This is a genomic window from Methylobacterium sp. BTF04 (assembly GCF_010692745.1).
GTDB lineage: Bacteria > Pseudomonadota > Alphaproteobacteria > Rhizobiales > Beijerinckiaceae > Methylobacterium.
The window spans coordinates 42,289-57,270 of the sequence record NZ_JAAHTB010000001.1 but is presented as its reverse complement, the minus strand read 5'-3'; the positions used below and the strand labels follow the sequence as shown (position 1 = coordinate 57,270).

The following is a 14,982-nucleotide window of genomic DNA, read 5'->3' as shown; positions in this document are numbered from 1 at the left end:
AACGAATGAGGTTCCCATGACCGTGGCCACCACCAATCTGGTCGACACCGCCACCCGCTCCTCGGCCTCGCCGACGCAGGCCGTCCCGGTCGCGACTGCGTCCGGTATCGAGGCGTGGCATGTCGAATCGCCGGTGGTGCCCCTGATTGCGCTGGCCTTTACCTTCGAAGGCGGTGCGGCGCAGGACCCTGAGGGCAAGGCCGGCGTCGCGCAGATGCTGGCGCGCCTCCTCGACGAAGGCGCGGGCGACCTTTCCTCCGATGCGTTCCAGGAGCGGCTCGCCGCGCGCGCCATCGAGCTCTCGTTCCATGCCGGGGCCGATGCGCTCGGCGGCTCGCTCAAGATGCTGGTCAAGCATTCCGACGAGGCCATCGACCTCCTGGCGCTGGCCTTGGCCAAGCCGCGGCTTGACCCCGACGCCATCGAGCGGGTGCGGGCGCAGACTCTCGCCGGCCTGCGCTACCAGCAGAACGATCCCGGCGTGATGGCCTCGCGCCGCTTCTTCTCCGAGGCCTATCCGGGCCATCCCTATGCCCGTCCCTCCTCGGGCACCGCCGAGAGCATCGCCGCGATCACCCGCGACGACCTCGTGGCCATGCACAGGGCCCTCATCGGACGCGGGGCCGTGAAGGTCGCGGCGGTGGGCGCCATCGACGCCGAGCGTCTGGCCGATTCCCTCGACCGCGCTTTTGGCCGCCTCGACCTGGTCGCCCCGCTCGCAGCCGTGGCGCAGACCAGCGTGCAGAATCTCGGGCAACGCCATGTGGTCGATATCGACGTGCCACAATCGGTGATCCGCTTCGGCATGGGCGGCGTGCCGTGGCGCGACCCCGACTTCATTCCGGCCTACGTGCTGAACCACATTTTGGGCGGCGGGTCCTTCACCTCGCGCCTGTTCCAAGAGGTACGCGAGAAGCGCGGCCTCGCCTATTCGGTGGGCACATCGCTGGTGAGCCACCGCGCCGCCTCGATGACCTGGGGCTACACCGCCACCAAGAACGAGCGCGTCGGCGAGGCCCTCTCGGTCATCGGCGAGGAGATCGGCCGCCTCATCACCGAAGGCCCGTCCGATGAGGAGCTGCAGAAGGCCAAGGACTACCTCACCGGCTCTTATGCGCTCGGCTTCGACACTTCGACCAAGATTGCCCACCAGCTCGTACAGATCGCGTTCGAAGGCCTCGGCATGGACTACATCGCGCGGCGCAACGACTTGGTATCGAGCGTGACGCAGGCGGATATCCGCCGTGCCGGTGCCCGCACCTTCGCCGACGGCCGGATGCTCGTGGTCGCGGCCGGCCGCCCGACGGATTTCTGATCCGGCCGGCGCAAGGCGGCAGAGCTGGATTTTGCGAGGGCAAGCCTTTGCCCGGCCAAGACTTTGTAAGGGAATGGCAGTTGCGAGATGATGCAGCGCGCAATCCCTTGGATCTCGGGACTTTCCGGATGAAGACAGCTTTTCGCTCCCTGCCGGTGCTGGCCACCGCGGCGACCGCGATCCTCGCCGCGACACCCGCATTTGCCCATCCGGGGCATGACGGGGCCGCCGGCCTGTCGCATGGTTTCCTGCATCCCTTCAGCGGCCTCGACCACGTGCTCGCCATGGTGGCGGTGGGACTGATCGCGGCGCGGATCGGCGGCCGTGCGGTCGTCCTCGTGCCGCTGGCCTTCCTTGGGATGATGGCGGTCGGCGGAGCGATGGGCGCCGCCGGACTCGCCCTACCGTTCGTCGAGATCGGGATCGCCCTCTCGGTGGTCGTCCTTGGTGCCGCCCTTGCCGTGCGCACGGCGCTCCCCGTCGCCGGGGCGATGGCGCTGGTCGGCGCCTTCGCGGTGTTCCACGGCTACGCCCATGGCGCCGAGATGCCGGACTCCACCTCCGGTCTCGCCTGTGGCTTCGGTTTCGTCGCCGCGACCGCGCTCCTGCACGCTGCCGGCCTCGGGCTCGGCCTTGCGGCCACTGGCCTCGGTACCGGTGCGGGCCGTCCGGCGCTGCGGCTGGTCGGTGCCGGCCTCGCCGCGGCCGGTCTTGGTCTTCTAGTTGGGGCTCTTTAACGGCGCGGCTCGCTTTGGCATGTGCCGGCCTTGCGCCCCATCTGAGGGGCGACGTCGCTCGAATTCGGACGCTCGATGCATCTCACCGGCATTCACCACCTCACCGCGATCACCGCGCAGGCCGCCGACAATGCGGCGTTCTACACGCGCGTTCTCGGACTGCGGCTCGTCAAGAAGACCGTGAATCAGGACGACGTCTCGGCCTACCATCTGTTCTATGCCGATGGGGTTGCCGCGCCCGGGACCGATGTCACCTTCTTCGATTGGCCGGCGCCGCTTGAGCGGCGCGGCACCAACAGCATCAGCCGTACGGCGCTTCGCGTCGCAGGAACGGAGGCGATCGCATGGTGGCGCGCGCATCTGGCGCGAGAGGGCGTGAGTCACGCGGTTCCGATCGAGCGCGACGGACGCCTCACCCTCGATTTCGAGGATGCGGAAGGCCAGCGCCTGATGCTCGTCGACGATGGCGGCCTCGGGGATGCCAATCCTTGGGCGCAGAGCCCCGTGCCGGAAGCGTACCAGATCCGCGGGCTCGGCCCGATCCGCCTGAGCGTCGCGGAGATCGCGCGTACCCAGGCGGTGCTCACGGACGTTCTCGGCATGAGCCACGCCCGGACCTATGAACTGCCGGAGGGCGAAGTGCAGGTCTACGCCATGGGGCAGGGCGGCCCGGCGGCCGAACTACACCTGCTGTCGCAGCCCGATCTGCCGGCCGCCCGCCAGGGTGCCGGAGCCGTCCACCACGTCGCCTTCCGTATCCCCGATGCGGATTACGGAGCCTGGGCTGATCGCCTAAAAGTAAAGCGGATGCCGTCCAGCGGGCCGGTGGACCGCTACTATTTCCGCAGCCTCTACTTCCGCGAGCCCAACGGCATCCTATTCGAAATCGCCACCGACGGCCCTGGATTCACCGCCGACGAGCCGCTGGAAACCCTCGGCGAGCGCCTGGCGCTCCCACCCTTCCTCGAAGGCCGCCGGGCCGAGATCGAGGCAGGGCTGAAGCCGCTCTGAAACGCCGGTCGCGGGATTAAGAGCGATTCCAAACAGTTGCGGTGGCGAGCAGCTGCGCGCCCGCACCGTCTTGACGGACCTGCCGCAGGTGCGAAAAGACGCCAGCAAAGCTTCGAGATTCGAGACGGACCCGTCGATGAGTAAGTTCAACGAGGAGCGCGTGCTCTCCGTCCACCATTGGACCGACACGCTGTTCTCCTTCCGCACCACCCGCGATCCCGCGTTCCGCTTCCGCAACGGCGAGTTCGTGATGATCGGCATCGAGGTGGAGGGCAGGCCGCTTCTGCGCGCCTACAGCGTCGTCTCGGCCAATTACGAGGAGGAGCTGGAGTTCTTCTCGATCAAGGTCGCCAACGGCCCGCTGACCTCGAAGCTGCAGCACCTCAAGGTCGGCGATCCGATCATGGTCGGCAAGAAGCCCACCGGTACGCTGGTGCTCGACAACCTGATCCAGGGCCGCCACCTCTACCTGCTCGGCACCGGCACGGGGCTCGCACCCTTCATGTCGATCATCAAGGACCCGGAGACCTACGAGCGCTTCGAGAAAGTCGTCCTCGTCCACGGCTGCCGCCAGGTTTCGGAACTCGCCTATGGCGAGACGATCACCGAGAGCCTGCCCAATCACGAGTTCCTCGGCGAGCTCATCAGCGCCGGGCTGATCTACTACCCGACCGTGACCCGCGAGCCGTTCCGCAACCGCGGCCGGATCACCGATCTGATGACCTCCGGCAAGCTGTTTGACGATATCGGCCTGCCGCAGATGTCGATCGAGAACGATCGCTTCATGCTGTGCGGCTCGCCCGACATGATCCGCGACACCCGCGCACTCCTCACCGAGAGCGGCTATGTCGAGGGCAATCACGGCGAGGCCGGTCACTATGTCATCGAGAAGGCCTTCGTCGAGAAGTGAGCCGCGTGCGCGCCGTCTTCATTGCCGGCGCCGGCACCGAGATCGGAAAGACCTACGTCACCGCCGCGCTGACGCGACGGATTTTGGCGGAGGGAGGCGCCGTCCGCACCCTGAAGCCGCTCGCGAGCGGCGTTCCGGCCCTCGACGATCCGGCGTTTCGGGACAGTGACACCGCGATTCTGCTGGCGGCTCAGGGGCTGGCGCCGACGGACGAGACGGTTGCCGCCTGCTCGCCCTGGCGCTTCCGGGCACCGCTCGCCCCCGATCTGGCCGCAGCCCTGGAGGGCCGCACCCTGGCGCTGGCCGATCTCGTCGACTGGTGCCGCGAAGAGATCGATCGAACGCCGCCCAGCACGACCCTGTTGATCGAGGGCGTCGGCGGCGTGATGAGCCCGGTGACGGCGGAGGCGACGGGCCTCGACTGGCTGAAGGCCCTGTCGCTGCCGGCTGTCCTCGTTTCCGGCAGCTATCTCGGCGCGATCAGCCACGCGCTCACCGCGGCCGAAACACTGCGCCTGCATGACGTAGCCCTGGCGGGGATCGTGGTCTGCGAGAGCCTTGGGGCTCCGACGCCGCCCAAGGCCGTCATCGCGGCGATCCGCCGACATGTGACCGTTCCCGTCTACGGGATCGGCCGCGACGGTGCCTGTCCGAAAGGCCTTTCGGAGCTCGTTCGGGCGGAGTGATGATGGCCGTGATCACATTCGATAGACAAACGCCTCCGCTTTCTCCTTCGTCCCTGGACGACTCGGCGCGATCCCCCTACCTCGCCCGGTAGCCAAGCGTCGCCTTGAGACGCCACTGCGGAGAAGCGCCCGTGTCTCACGACGAATCCCGGACCGGGCGTGGGAGCTTCGCGCGCCCGGCCGTGCTGCTCGGCGCCCTCGGCATCGTCTACGGCGATATCGGCACCAGCCCGCTCTATGCCTTCAAGGAGGCGGTGCGGGCGGCGAGCGAGGGCGCCCCTCCGACGGCCCTCGCCGTCACCGGAGCCGTCTCGCTGATCCTGTGGGCGCTGATCCTCATCGTCTCGATCAAGTATGCCGTGCTGATCCTGCGCGCCGACAACCGGGGCGAGGGCGGTATCGTGGCGATGCTGGCGTTGTTGGGCGCCCGCCACGCCAAGCCCGGCTCCTGGCAGGGCATCCTCCTCGTCGTCGGCCTGATCGGTGCGGCGCTGCTCTACGGGGACGGTGCCATCACCCCCGCGATCTCGGTGCTCAGCGCCGTCGAAGGCTTGAAGGTCGATGCACCCGGCCTGTCGCGGTTCGTCCTGCCCATCACCATCGCGATTCTGATCGGGTTGTTCCTGGTCCAGAGCAAAGGCGTCGCTTTCATCGGCCGCATCTTCGGCCCGGTGATGCTGGTCTGGTTCATCGTGCTGGCGCTCCTCGGCATCGGCGGCATTCTGCAAGCGCCGCAGATCCTCACGGCGGTGAACCCCATGCGGGCGGTGGAATTTCTACTCCATGCGGGCTGGCACGTGAGCTTCGCGATGCTGGGCGCCGCCTTCCTGGCCGTCACCGGCGGCGAGGCGATGTATGCCGATCTCGGTCATTTCGGCGCCGGACCGATCCGCATCTCATGGTTCGGTCTCGTGCTGCCGTGCCTCGTCATCCATTATTTCGGACAGGGCGGCCTGCTTCTGGCCGAGCCCGACGCCATCGAGAACCCGTTCTACCGGCTGTCGCCCGACTGGGCGCATTATCCGCTGATCGGTCTGGCGACGCTCGCCACCGTCATCGCCTCGCAAGCGATCATCTCGGGCGCCTTCTCGCTGACCCAGCAATCGATCCAGCTCGGCTTCCTGCCGCCCATGCGCGTCGTCCACACCGCCCATCATGAGCGCGGACAGATCTACGTACCGATGGTGAACTGGCTTCTGGCGGCCGCGACGCTCACGGCGGTCATGGTCTTCCAGACCTCCGACGCCCTGGCGGGCGCCTACGGCATCGCCGTCGCGTCCCTGATGGCGATCACCACCCTGCTCGCGGCCCTCGTCGCGTTGAAATGGGGCTACAACCCGGTGGCGGTTGTGGTGCTCAACGGATTCTTCCTCGCCATCGATTGCGTGTTCCTGGCCGCCAACAGCGTGAAGCTGTTCGAGGGCGGGTGGTTTCCCCTGTTGCTCGCCGGCCTCGTGGCGTTCCTGATGCTTACCTGGCTCAAGGGCACGCGCCTCGTCGAGCAGGCGCGGGTCGCCCTGCGTCAGCCCGAGCCGGTGTTCCTCGACCAGTTGCGCCGCAATCCGCCGCTCATCCTGCCGGGCCGTGCCGCCTTCCTGTCCTCGGCCACCAGTGGTATCCCGCTCCACATGTCGCGCTTCGTCGAGCGCAGCCACGCCCTGCACAAGCGCATTCTGATCGTCACGGCTCTCTACGAGGAGGCGCCGAGCGTCCCGCGGGCCGAGCGGGCCGAGGTCTCGGCCGTCACGCCGGACATCACCCGGCTGACCCTGCATTACGGCTTCATGGAGGACGCCTCGATCCCCGAGGGACTGCAATGCGCGGTGCAGGCCGGCAAGCTGCCGGCGGAATTCCTCGAAGACCTCACGATCTTCATCGGTCATGAGACCATCATCCCGAAGAGCGACGATCGCGGCATGGCCGAATGGCGCGAGGGATTGTTCGCGTTTCTCCTGCGCAATGCCGAACGCACTGGCGCCCATTTCTGCGTGCCGACACGCCAGCTCGTCGAAGTGGGCACCGAGATCGAGATCTGAGGCATGCCCCGCTCTCGCGGTGTTCGCCGCGCGGTGTTTGCGCGGCGTCGACTTGCGAGGCGCGTCCAAGCGCATCAGAAGGGTTGAGCGATTGTCAGCCCTTCCATCTCGGAACCGTCCCGTATGACCGAACTCGCCCCCAAGGCCCTGGCGATCCGCCTGCGCCAGCAGGCGATCCTGTCCGATTTCGGCGTCGAGGCCCTGCGCGCCACCGAATTGCTGCCCCTGCTCCAGCGCGCCACCGAACTCTGCGCCGAGGGTATGGAGGCGCAGTTCTGCAAGGCGCTGGAGTACAAGCCGCACCAGGATTGCCTGCTCGTTTGCGCCGGGGTCGGCTGGGCACCGGATGCCGTCGGGACCACGATCATCGAAGCCGACCTCGCCTCGCCCGCCGGCTACGCCCTCAAGACCGGTAGGCCGGTGATCTCGAACCATCTGCAGGCCGAAACGCGGTTTCGCACGCCGAAACTGATGGCCGACCACGGCATCCGCCGCGCGATCAACGTGCTCATCGCCAACAGCGAAGGCAATTACGGCGTGCTGGAGGTGGACGACACCCGCGAAGGCCAGTTCGAGGAGGCCGACATCGCCTTCATGCAGGGATTCGCCAACCTCGTCGGCGGCGCCATCGAGCGCCAGCGCGCGGAGGCCCGGCTGAAGGCGGCTCTCGAGCGCCAGGAACTGCTGTTGCGGGAGATGAGCCACCGGGTGAAGAACAGCCTCGCGGTGGTGGCGGGATTCCTCGGCCTCCAGGCCCGCGGCTCCGACAACGCCGACGTCAAGGAGGCGCTGGCCGATGCGCGCACCCGCGTCGAGGCGGTGGCCCAGGTCCACGATCAGCTCTGGCGCCAGCCGAGCCTCGAGGCGATCGATGTGGCGGGATTTCTCCAGGCCCTGTGCGGCAAGCTGCAGGAGAGCGCACCGCACCACCACCTGATCTGTGACGCGGCGACGGTGAACATTCCGGCCGATCTCGCGATCCCGCTCGGGCTGTTCGTCAACGAACTCGTCACCAACGCCTTTAAGTACGCCTATCCGGACGGCGCCGGTGAAATCCGCGTCAGCGCGCGTCCGGATGGGGAGGGTGGGCTGATCCTCGGCGTCGCCGACGACGGGGCTGGTCTTCCTGACGGGTTCGACCCGTCAGCACCTCGCAGCGCGAGCCTCGGCATGCGGATCGTCAACAGCCTCGCCCGCCAGCTCGGCGGCCCGCTCACCGTCGCGCCGGACGTGCAGGGGGCGCATTTCTTGCTGCGAGTGGTGCCGCCGGTCTGAAACCGGCGGTCTTTTCGGACGCGCGACGCTCCGGTGCCGCGTCTTTGCGGCACCTCTCGCGGGTGACGCTTAGATGTGGATCGCGCGCTTGGCCACGGCGAGGGCGGCTTCCTTGACCGCCTCGGTGAGGGTCGGGTGGGCATGGCAGGTTCGAGCGACGTCCTCGGCGCTGGCACCGAATTCCATCGCCACCGCCACTTCGGCAATGAGGTTGCCCGCATCCGCGCCGACGATGTGCACGCCGAGCACACGGTCGGTGGTGGCATCGGCCAGGATCTTCACGAAGCCGTCCGTGGTGTGGTTGACCTTCGCACGGCCATTGGCCGTGAACGGGAACTTGCCGGAATTGTAGGCGATGCCGTCCTTCTTGAGCTCCTCCTCGGTCTTTCCGACCGAGGCGACCTCCGGGTAGGTGTAGACCACGTTCGGGATCACCCCGTAGTTCACGTGTCCGGACTGGCCGGCGAGCAGCTCGGCTACCGCCACGCCTTCGTCCTCAGCCTTGTGGGCCAGCATCGGCCCGGCGATGACGTCGCCGATGGCGTAGATGCCGGTGACGTTGGTGGCGTAGTGGTTGTCGGTCTGGATGCGGCCCTTGTTGTCGAGGCCGACGCCCACCGTCTCGAGGCCCAGCCCGTCCGTGTAGGGCACCCGTCCGATGGCCACCAGGACCACGTCGGCCTGCAGCTTCTCCGCCTCGCCGCCGGCCGCCGGCTCCACCGTGACGGTGGCGGCACCATCCATTACCTCGACGCCGGTGACCTTCGCGGACAGCTTGAACTGGATGCCCTGCTTGCCGAGGATGCGCTGGAACTGCTTGCCGACCTCGCCGTCCATGCCCGGCAGGATGCGGTCGAGATACTCCACCACCGTGACCTCGGAGCCGAGGCGGCGCCAGACCGAGCCGAGTTCGAGGCCGATCACGCCCGCGCCGATGATGAGCATCTTTTTGGGAACGCCCTGAAGCTCGAGCGCGCCCGTGGAGGAAACGACGATCTTTTCGTCGATGGTCACGCCCGGCAACTTGGTCACGTCAGAACCGGTGGCGATGACGACGTTCTTGGTCTCCAGAAGCTGGTTGCCGCCATCCTCCGACAACACCTCGACCCGGCCGGCACCGGCGAGCCGTGCCGTGCCGCGGTAGGCATCGATGCCGTTCTTCTTGAGCAGGAACTCGACGCCCTTGGTGTTGCCGTCGACGCCGTCCTGCTTGAACGCCATCATCTTCACGAGGTCGAGTTCGGGCGGGTTCACGATGACGCCCATGTCGGCGAAGTGCTTGCCGGCCTCCTCGAAGGCTTCCGACGCATGCAGCAGCGCCTTCGAGGGAATGCAGCCGACGTTGAGGCAGGTGCCGCCATGGCTGGCCCGTTTTTCCACCACTGCCGTCTTCAGGCCGAGCTGGGCCGCCCGGATGGCGCAGACATAGCCGCCGGGGCCGGTGCCGATGACGACGAGATCGTAGGACATGGTGTTATGACTCGCTTTAGAGATCAGGCGGGTCATGCCCCACCATCAGAGTACGAAGCGCGCGGAAGCGTCCGGCCGCGCGAGCGGCCGGCGGACGGCAGCTGCCGGGCTGTTAGAGGTCGAGCACAAGACGTGCCGGATCTTCCAGGGCCTCCTTGACCCGCACCAGGAAGGTCACGGCCTCTTTCCCATCGACGATGCGGTGATCGTAGGACAGGGCCAGATACATCATCGGCCGTGCCTCGATCTTGCCGGCCCGGACCACCGGACGCTCCTCGATGCGGTGCATGCCGAGGATGCCCGATTGCGGCGCGTTGAGGATCGGGGTCGACATCAGCGAACCGTAGATGCCGCCGTTGGTGATGGTGAAGGTACCGCCCTGCATGTCGTCGATGGAGAGCTTGCCGTCGCGGGCCTTCTTGCCGAAGCCTGAGATCGTCTTCTCGATCCCGGCGATCGACAGGTCGTCGGCGTTGCGCACCACCGGCACCACGAGGCCCTTGTCGGTCCCGACGGCGATGCCGATGTGGTAATAGTTCTTGTAGACAAGGTCCTGGCCGTCGATCTCGGCATTGACCGCCGGCACGTCCTTGAGGGCGCCGATCACCGCTTTGGTGAAGAAGCCCATGAAGCCGAGCTTGGTCCCGTGCTTCTTCTCGAACATGTCCTTGTACTGGCTGCGCATCGCCATCACGGCCGACATGTCGACGTCGTTGAACGTCGTCAGCATCGCGGCAGTGTCCTGCGCGTCCTTCAGACGACGGGCGATGGTCTGGCGCAGCTTGGTCATGCGCACGCGTTCCTCGCGTGCCGCATCGTCGGGCTTGGACGGCACGCGCGGCGCGGCGGGCTTGGCCTCCTTCGCAGGCGCCGGAGCCTGAGCCGGAGCGGCACTACCCTTGGCGGTCGCCTCCAGCATGTCGCCCTTGGTGACGCGGCCATCCTTGCCGCTGCCGTTGAGGGTCGACGGGTCGATTCCGGATTCCCGCGCCATCTTGGCGACGGCCGGGCCGTTGTCGCCGGCCTCACGTGCGCCGGCGGTCGCGCCCTCTGGCGCCTTCTCGGGATCCTTGGCGGTTTCGGCCGGAGCCTCGCTGCGGGTCTCGATCTTCTGCTCGGTCTTCTTCGGTGCGGCCGCCTGGGCATTGCCCGCTCCCGCCTCGACGATCGAACCGAGCAGCGCGCCCGGCTCCACCGTCTCGCCGTCCTTGGCGATGATCTCGCCGAGCTGGCCCGCCGCCGGTGCGTTCACCTCCAACGTGACCTTGTCCGTCTCCAGTTCCACCAACGGCTCATCGGCCGCCACCGTATCGCCCGGCTTCTTGAACCAGCGGCCGATGGTGGCCTCGCTCACGGATTCGCCCAAGGTCGGGACGACGATATCGGTTGCCATTGGTCAGTGTCCGTCCGGAGGGATTGCGGCGCAGGGAGCCGGCGCCATCACATCGAAAATCCGCAGAGCGAAGGTCTGCGGTTGGCGTCCGGCGGTCAGATCGCCAGCGCCTCGTTGAGGAAGGCCTGGAGTTGCGCCTGGTGCTTCGAGAGCAGGCCGACCGCCGTCGAGGCGGAGGCCGGGCGGCCGACATAGCGGGCGCGCTTAACCGGGGACTGGGCCTGGCCCAGCACCCATTCGAGGTAGGGCTCGACGAAGGACCAGGGACCCATGTTCTTGGGCTCCTCCTGGCACCACACCACCTCGGCATTGCGGAAGCGCGACATCTCGTTGGCGAGCGCCTTGAGCGGGAACGGGTAGAGCTGCTCGACGCGCATGACGTAGACGTCGTTGATCCCGCGCTTCTCGCGCTCGTCGTAGAGGTCGTAATAGACTTTGCCCGAGCACAGCACGACGCGGCGGATCTTGTCGTCCTTGGCGAGCTTGGTGCCGTCGTCCTCGCGCTCTGCATCGTCCCAGAGCACGCGGTGGAAGCTCGATCCGTCCGCCATCATGTCGATGGCCGACACCGCCCGCTTGTGGCGCAGCAGCGACTTCGGCGTCATGATCACCAACGGCTTGCGGAATTCGCGATTGAGCTGGCGCCGCAGGACGTGGAAGTAGTTCGACGGCGTCGTGCAGTTGACGACCTGCATATTGTCCTCGGCGCACATCTGTAGGAAGCGCTCCAGGCGGGCCGAGGAATGTTCGGGGCCCTGGCCCTCGTAGCCGTGCGGCAGCAGCAGCGTCAGGCCGGACATGCGCAACCACTTGCGCTCGCCGCTCGAGATGAACTGGTCGATGACCACCTGCGCGCCGTTGGCGAAGTCGCCGAACTGCGCCTCCCACAGAACCAGGGCATTGGGCTCGGCGGCCGAATAGCCGTACTCGAAACCGAGCACCGCCTCTTCCGAAAGCATCGAGTTGATGACCTCGAGGCTTGCCTGGCCCTCGCGGATCGAGTTCAGCGAGGTGTAGCGCTGCTCGTTCTCCTGATCGATCACCACGGCGTGACGCTGCGAGAAGGTGCCGCGTTCCACGTCTTGCCCCGAGAGGCGGACCCGATGGCCCTCGATGAGCAGCGAGCCGAAGGCCAACGCCTCGGCGGTCGCCCAATCGATGCCCTGGCCGCTTTCCACCGCCTTGGCGCGGTTGTCGAAGAAGCGCTGGATCGTGCGGTGCAGGTGGAAGCCGGGCGGCGGCGTGGTGATGCGCTGGGCGATCTCGCGCAGGATCTCGGCGGGCACGCCGGTCTTGCCGCGGCGCGGGTCGTCCACGTCCTCGCGCACGGCCTTGAAGCCGGCCCAGCGCCCGTCGAGCCAATCGGCCTTGTTGGACTTGTAGTTGCCCGCGACCTCCAACTCTCCGTCGAGGACAGCGCGGAACTCGGCCTTGCGGCCGTCGAGCTGCTCCTGACTCAGTACGCCTTCGGCGACGAGCTTCTTGCCGTAGGTCTCCAGCGCGGTGGGGTGCTTGCGGATGCGCTGGTACATCTTCGGCTGGGTGAAAGCCGGCTCGTCGCCCTCGTTGTGGCCGAAGCGGCGGTAGCACAGCATGTCGATGACGACGGGCTTGCCGAACTTCTGGCGGTACTCGATGGCGATTTTGGCAGCGAACGTCACGACCTCCGGGTCGTCGCCGTTGCAGTGGAAGATCGGGGCTTCCACCATCTTGGCGACGTCGGACGGATAGGGCGAGGACCGCGAGAACCGCGGATCGGTGGTGAAGCCGATCTGATTGTTGATGATGAAGTGGATCGAGCCGCCGGTGCGGTGGCCCTTCAGGCCCGACAGGCCGAGGCACTCGGCCACCACGCCCTGACCCGCGAAGGCCGCGTCGCCATGGATGAGGAGTGGCACGACGCTGGTGCGATGGACGTGCGGGTTGGCCCGCTGGTCCTGCTTGGCGCGGACCTTTCCGAGCACCACCGGATCGACGATCTCGAGGTGGGATGGGTTTGCGGTGAGCGAAAGGTGGACGTTGTTGCCGTCGAAGGACCGATCGGAGGAGGCACCGAGATGGTACTTCACGTCGCCCGAGCCCTCGACCTCCGCCGGTGAGGCCGAGCCGCCCTTGAATTCGTTGAACACCGCCCGGAACGGCTTGGCCATCACGTTGGTGAGCACGTTGAGGCGGCCGCGATGGGCCATGCCCAGCACGATCTCATGGGCACCGAGCGCACCGCCGCGCTTGATGATCTGCTCCAGGGCCGGGATCATCGCCTCAGAGCCATCAAGGCCGAAGCGCTTGGTGCCGGTGTACTTGAGATCGAGGAACTTCTCGAAGCCCTCGGCCTCGATGAGCTTGTTGAGGATCGCCCGCTTGCCCTCGGGGGTGAAGCTGATCTCCTTGCCCTTGCCTTCGATGCGCTCCTGAATCCAGGCCTTCTCCTCCGGATTGGAGATGTGCATGAACTCGACGCCGAGGGTCTGGCAGTAGGTGCGCTCCAGGATTTCGACGATCTCGCGGATGGTCGAGAATTCGAGGCCGAGCACGTTGTCGAGGAAGATCGGGCGGTCCCAATCGGATTCCTCGAAGCCGTAATGCTGCGGATGCAGTTCCTCGTGGTCGCCGCGCGGGGCGAGTCCGAGGGGGTCGAGCTTGGCGTGCAGGTGGCCGCGCATGCGGTAGGCGCGGATCAGCATGATCGCGCGCACCGAATCCTTGGTGGCCTGCTCCACGGAAATGCCGGGCGCCGAGGCGACCACGACACCCTTCGCCGGCTCCTTGGCGGTGTCCGACTTGGCGCGGATCTTCTCGCCCATCGCCTTCTCGACGGTGGCCCAGTTGCCGTCGAGCGCCGAGACGATCTCGCCGTTGGCGTGCACCGGCCAGTTCGGCTTCTGCCAGGACGCACCGGCGGCGTTCTTCTCCGCGAGTCCCTTGTCCTCGTTCAGCGAGCGGAAGAAATCCTGCCACTCGGGGTCCACCGAGTTGGGATCGCGGGCATAGGACGCCTGCAGTTCTTCAATGTAGGCGGCGTTGCCGCCGTAGAGGAACGAGGTTTCGAGCGCGTCCTGGCGTGCCATCGTCCGGGTCATCCTACCTTGTGTCGGGGCCGCCGTGCCGGGCTTGCCCCTGCCCGATCCCCCGCATGATGCGGGCAGATCGGATTTGTCCGAAAGACGCGAAGATCGGGCCGCGTCCGTCTCTCACATATGGGGTGCCGGGCCTGAATGCGGCGCAACACAGACCCGTGTCCTATCGTCTGGTGCTCGGCTCAGCCCTTGAGGACATCGACGAGGGTGCTGCCGAGCCGCGCCGGTGACGGCGAGACACGGATTCCAGCGGCTTCCATCGCCGCGATCTTGTCCTCGGCGCCGCCCTTGCCGCCGGAGATGATGGCGCCGGCATGGCCCATTCGGCGGCCGGGAGGCGCGGTGCGGCCGGCGATGAAGCCGACCATCGGCTTGCTCCGGCCGCGCTTGGCCTCGTCGGCGATGAACTGCGCCGCCTCTTCCTCGGCCGAGCCGCCGATCTCGCCGATCATCACGATCGATTCGGTCTTGGGGTCGGCCAGGAACAGCTCCAGCATCGAGATGAACTCGGTGCCCTTCACCGGGTCGCCGCCGATGCCCACCGCCGTGGTCTGGCCGAGACCGGCATTGGTGGTCTGGAACACGGCCTCGTAGGTCAACGTACCCGAGCGCGAGACGATGCCCACCGAGCCGGGCTTGAAGATGTTGGCCGGCATGATGCCGATCTTGCACTCGCCGGCGGTGACGATGCCGGGGCAGTTCGGCCCGACGAGGCGGGACTTCGAGCCCTCCAGCGCGCGCTTTACCCGCACCATGTCGAGCACCGGAATGCCCTCGGTGATGCAGACGATGAGCGGGACCTCGGCCTGGATCGCCTCGCAGATTGCGTCGGCGGCACCCGGCGGCGGCACGTAGACCACGCTCGCCGTGGCGCCGGTGGCCTCGCGGGCCTCCGCCACCGTGTCGAAGACCGGCAGGTTCAGGTGCTTCGAGCCGCCTTTGCCGGGGCTGGTGCCGCCGACCATCTTGGTGCCGTAGGCGATCGCCTGCTCGGAATGGAAGGTCCCGTTCTTGCCGGTGAAGCCCTGGCAGATGACCTTGGTGTTCGCGTCGATCAGGATGGACATCGGTT

The 14,982-nt window shown here is 67.0% G+C and carries 11 protein-coding genes; 7 read left to right on the top strand and 4 right to left on the bottom strand.

The window, feature by feature from the left end; all coding sequences use genetic code 11:
- Positions 1-16: 16 nt before the first annotated feature.
- From G3T14_RS00265 to G3T14_RS00235, 7 genes are all read left to right on the top strand, one after another.
- A complete protein-coding gene (locus G3T14_RS00265) occupies positions 17-1,315 on the top strand; it encodes a pitrilysin family protein (protein ID WP_163639025.1) in 1,299 nt (432 codons plus the stop codon).
- 128 nt (positions 1,316-1,443) lie between these two features.
- Entirely contained in the window at positions 1,444-2,052 is a 609-nt protein-coding gene (locus G3T14_RS00260; protein WP_163639024.1) for a HupE/UreJ family protein, read from the top strand.
- A 75-nt stretch (positions 2,053-2,127) separates the two neighbouring features.
- Positions 2,128-3,063 carry a ring-cleaving dioxygenase gene (locus tag G3T14_RS00255; RefSeq protein WP_163639023.1) on the top strand — a complete coding sequence of 312 codons (936 nt, stop codon included), beginning with the start codon at positions 2,128-2,130 and terminating at the stop codon, positions 3,061-3,063.
- Positions 3,064-3,199: 136 nt separating this feature from the next.
- Positions 3,200-3,973 (top strand): ferredoxin--NADP reductase, encoded by a 774-nt coding sequence (locus G3T14_RS00250; RefSeq protein WP_163639022.1) that lies wholly within the window; start codon positions 3,200-3,202, stop codon positions 3,971-3,973.
- A gap of 5 nt (positions 3,974-3,978) precedes the next feature.
- Positions 3,979-4,659 carry a dethiobiotin synthase gene (gene bioD / locus G3T14_RS00245; protein ID WP_163639021.1) on the top strand — a complete coding sequence of 227 codons (681 nt, stop codon included), beginning with the start codon at positions 3,979-3,981 and terminating at the stop codon, positions 4,657-4,659.
- Positions 4,660-4,790: 131 nt separating this feature from the next.
- Entirely contained in the window at positions 4,791-6,695 is a 1,905-nt protein-coding gene (locus tag G3T14_RS00240; RefSeq protein ID WP_163639020.1) for a KUP/HAK/KT family potassium transporter, read from the top strand.
- Between the two features lie 123 nt (positions 6,696-6,818).
- Positions 6,819-7,970 (top strand): histidine kinase dimerization/phosphoacceptor domain -containing protein, encoded by a 1,152-nt coding sequence (locus G3T14_RS00235; protein ID WP_163639019.1) that lies wholly within the window; start codon positions 6,819-6,821, stop codon positions 7,968-7,970.
- Between the two features lie 69 nt (positions 7,971-8,039).
- On the opposite strand, the gene lpdA is transcribed toward G3T14_RS00235, so the two are convergent.
- From lpdA to sucD, 4 genes are all read right to left on the bottom strand, one after another.
- Positions 8,040-9,440: a dihydrolipoyl dehydrogenase gene (lpdA, locus tag G3T14_RS00230; RefSeq protein ID WP_163639018.1), complete on the bottom strand. Its 1,401-nt coding sequence runs from the start codon at positions 9,438-9,440 to the stop codon at positions 8,040-8,042.
- A 112-nt stretch (positions 9,441-9,552) separates the two neighbouring features.
- Positions 9,553-10,833 (bottom strand): 2-oxoglutarate dehydrogenase complex dihydrolipoyllysine-residue succinyltransferase, encoded by a 1,281-nt coding sequence (odhB, locus tag G3T14_RS00225; RefSeq protein WP_163639017.1) that lies wholly within the window; start codon positions 10,831-10,833, stop codon positions 9,553-9,555.
- Positions 10,834-10,928: 95 nt separating this feature from the next.
- Positions 10,929-13,901 (bottom strand): 2-oxoglutarate dehydrogenase E1 component, encoded by a 2,973-nt coding sequence (locus G3T14_RS00220; protein ID WP_163639016.1) that lies wholly within the window; start codon positions 13,899-13,901, stop codon positions 10,929-10,931.
- 191 nt (positions 13,902-14,092) lie between these two features.
- Positions 14,093-14,977, bottom strand: a complete 885-nt coding sequence (gene sucD / locus G3T14_RS00215; RefSeq protein WP_163639015.1) for a succinate--CoA ligase subunit alpha — start codon at positions 14,975-14,977, stop codon at positions 14,093-14,095.
- Positions 14,978-14,982: the final 5 nt, after the last annotated feature.

Bases quoted from the DNA above. Each gene is read 5' to 3' on its own strand.
- G3T14_RS00265 (WP_163639025.1), top strand. From the start codon at position 17: ATGACCGTGGCCACCACCAATCTGGTCGACACCGCCACCCGCTCCTCG.
- odhB (WP_163639017.1), bottom strand. From the start codon at position 10,833: ATGGCAACCGATATCGTCGTCCCGACCTTGGGCGAATCCGTGAGCGAG.
- G3T14_RS00250 (WP_163639022.1), top strand. From the start codon at position 3,200: ATGAGTAAGTTCAACGAGGAGCGCGTGCTCTCCGTCCACCATTGGACC.
- G3T14_RS00235 (WP_163639019.1), top strand. From the start codon at position 6,819: ATGACCGAACTCGCCCCCAAGGCCCTGGCGATCCGCCTGCGCCAGCAG.
- lpdA (WP_163639018.1), bottom strand. From the start codon at position 9,440: ATGTCCTACGATCTCGTCGTCATCGGCACCGGCCCCGGCGGCTATGTC.
- G3T14_RS00220 (WP_163639016.1), bottom strand. From the start codon at position 13,901: ATGGCACGCCAGGACGCGCTCGAAACCTCGTTCCTCTACGGCGGCAAC.
- G3T14_RS00260 (WP_163639024.1), top strand. From the start codon at position 1,444: ATGAAGACAGCTTTTCGCTCCCTGCCGGTGCTGGCCACCGCGGCGACC.
- sucD (WP_163639015.1), bottom strand. From the start codon at position 14,977: ATGTCCATCCTGATCGACGCGAACACCAAGGTCATCTGCCAGGGCTTC.
- G3T14_RS00255 (WP_163639023.1), top strand. From the start codon at position 2,128: ATGCATCTCACCGGCATTCACCACCTCACCGCGATCACCGCGCAGGCC.